2 protein-coding genes and 1 pseudogene are annotated in these 2,366 nt (G+C 50.3%); all 3 read left to right on the top strand.

From position 1 onward, the window contains the following. Positions 1-803, top strand: an 803-nt coding sequence (locus HMPREF1628_RS08525) for an IS3 family transposase (RefSeq protein WP_034511138.1), incomplete at its 5' end; no start/stop codon positions are given. 73 nt (positions 804-876) lie between these two features. Beyond that, entirely contained in the window at positions 877-2,070 is a 1,194-nt protein-coding gene (locus tag HMPREF1628_RS08520; RefSeq protein WP_034511135.1) for an RHS repeat-associated core domain-containing protein, read from the top strand. 14 nt (positions 2,071-2,084) lie between these two features. Continuing rightward, a pseudogene (locus HMPREF1628_RS08515) lies at positions 2,085-2,366 on the top strand (hypothetical protein); the annotation flags it as partial.

The following is a 2,366-nucleotide window of genomic DNA, read 5'->3' as shown; positions in this document are numbered from 1 at the left end:
ATTTACTCCAAGCTGCTGGCCTTGCCAGGTCAACGTTTTACTATCACCAAGCTCGCCTTGATGCTCCTGATAAGCACGCTGGGCTCAAACGTGAGATCAAGACCGTGTTTGACCAGTCCCACGCACGCTATGGTCACCGTCGCGTCAGGCTAGCTTTGAAACGTCAAGGCATTTGCGTATCTAGAAAACTGGTAGCCAAACTAATGAAACAAGAACACCTAGTGTGCCAGGTGCGCAAGAAGCATTACAACTCTTACAGATCCAACCAATCCAACGCGGCTGGCAACGTTCTTAATCGTGATTTCACAGCTACCAAGCCGAACCAAAAATGGGTCTCAGACGTCACTGAGTTCACAGTAGGAAACCAAAAACTGTACCTGTCACCAATCATTGACCTGTACGACCACAGCGTCATCTCCTACTCGATTAGCGCCTCACCAAACCTAGAACTCACCAACTCTAGCCTGCGCAAAGCCTTACACCAGGCGCAGCCAGGACCGGGCATGATCATGCACACGGATCAAGGATTCCAATACCAACACCACAGTTGGAAAGCCCTACTAGCCAACTACAACGTTACTCAATCCATGTCCACAAAAGGTAACTGCCATGACAACGCAATAGCAGAAAACTTCTTCGCCCACCTCAAAGCAGAACTGTTCTACCAACAAGCGTTCACCTACACCGAAGACCTAACCAATCAAATACAGGACTACATCCACTGGTACAACAACCAACGCATCCAACAACGACTCGAGGGCATGACCCCGAACGAATATCGCAATCATGCCCTCCTAGCCTAAGAACCCCTACTATTAAACTGTCTAACTTTCAGGGGACAGTTCACAACCAGGTGTCACCCTGAGCGCAGATATTGTGGCGGACGCATGGCGCCCTCAAAGCATCACTGATCCGTTGGATCCATACGGCAGCTCTATCGGAACTATCAATTCGCAACTTCCGGACTACCTCCGGCTAACTTCTGGTGGACAAATAGCCATTGCTGGTCTGGAATGGATGGGAGCCCGGCTTTACGATCCGAACACCGCATCTTTCCTAACCCAGGATCCTGTCGCCGCACCGCCGGCTACGCTTTGGGCGGCAAACGCATATAACTACGCGGCTAATACGCCACTTTCCCTGGCTGATCCCTACGGCCTAAGTCCGATTACAGATAGCGACATCAGTGCACTAACCGCGTATAACGACAACCGAAATAGGGGCATCGGTGGGTTTGCTGCGGACAATTGGGAATACGCCCTTGCGGGAGCAGCGATTATTGGTGGAGTTGCCCTTGCAGCCACGGGTGTAGGCGGAATCCTGGTGGCTGGCGCCCTGGCTGGAGGCTTGGTTAGTGGTGGAACATCCTTGCTTACGCAGAAAATCTCCAACAAGCCTATCGACTGGAAGAAGGTAGGAATTGCTACGACTGTTGGAGCAGTCACCGGCTTTGTTTCTATGGGCACTTCGAACCTAATTGGCGCAAAGATGGCGCAAGCATCGCCGGCGGCACAACGAGCTCTGGCTACAAAAGCTACGCAAAAAAGTGTCATGGACGCTAAGAATGGGTTCCTTGCCTCTGCAAATGGAACCTCAAAGATTCAAACAGCAACCAAGTTAGTGGCGAAAAACGACCTCAACATGGCAGTAGATAACTTCTCTAGGAAGCTACTCGGCGACATGGCGGGTGAAGTTGTGAGTGCCAATGCAGGATACGCGACAGAAACATTAATAGACGCGAACAAGAATTTCACTGTTGAAGGGCTGGCATCAACTAACGCAAAGAGTCTAGTCAATGCGGCTACAAAGTTGCAGACAAGTGCTCTCACGTTTGGCGTCAATCCTATGCCTTTAGATCCGAATACAGCCTCCCTTGGCGAGAAGGTGGGTCGAGGCGTATTCAAGAGTGCTGTTGACACCACGCAACGATCGTTTAATGATTTTGTTGGTCACAACATTAAGAATGCTACTGAAAAAGATAGCATGGATGGGGTCACTATGGGCGTTGACCATTCTGTCAATTTGGCTCAAGGAATCGCGTCAGGCTTTAAAGACGGACTAGGAAAATAGAAGGAAATTATTCAATGGTTGAGCCGATGAAATTCGGGCCAGACGAGAACATAGTATCTCCGTATACTACGAACTTGCCGCTCCTGTTGCGGAAGATGAGCAAGCATCCGGAAGAGGTCCGGGTGTTCAATCAAGCACCGATCCTGCTCGGATTCGGAATTCCTGCCAGCATCGTGATGACCATGCTGATTGTCGTGCTGACTCCGATGTACTTCCGGGGAGAAAGTGACGACCTCGCCTCGGTCATCGCACCAATACTAATGGCACTCTTTATGTACACACTGACAGCTATAGGG

This window comes from Actinomyces sp. S4-C9 (genome assembly GCF_000758775.1).
Classification (GTDB): Bacteria; Actinomycetota; Actinomycetes; order Actinomycetales; family Actinomycetaceae; genus Gleimia; species Gleimia europaea.
This window is presented reverse-complemented; position numbering and strand designations above follow the sequence as displayed.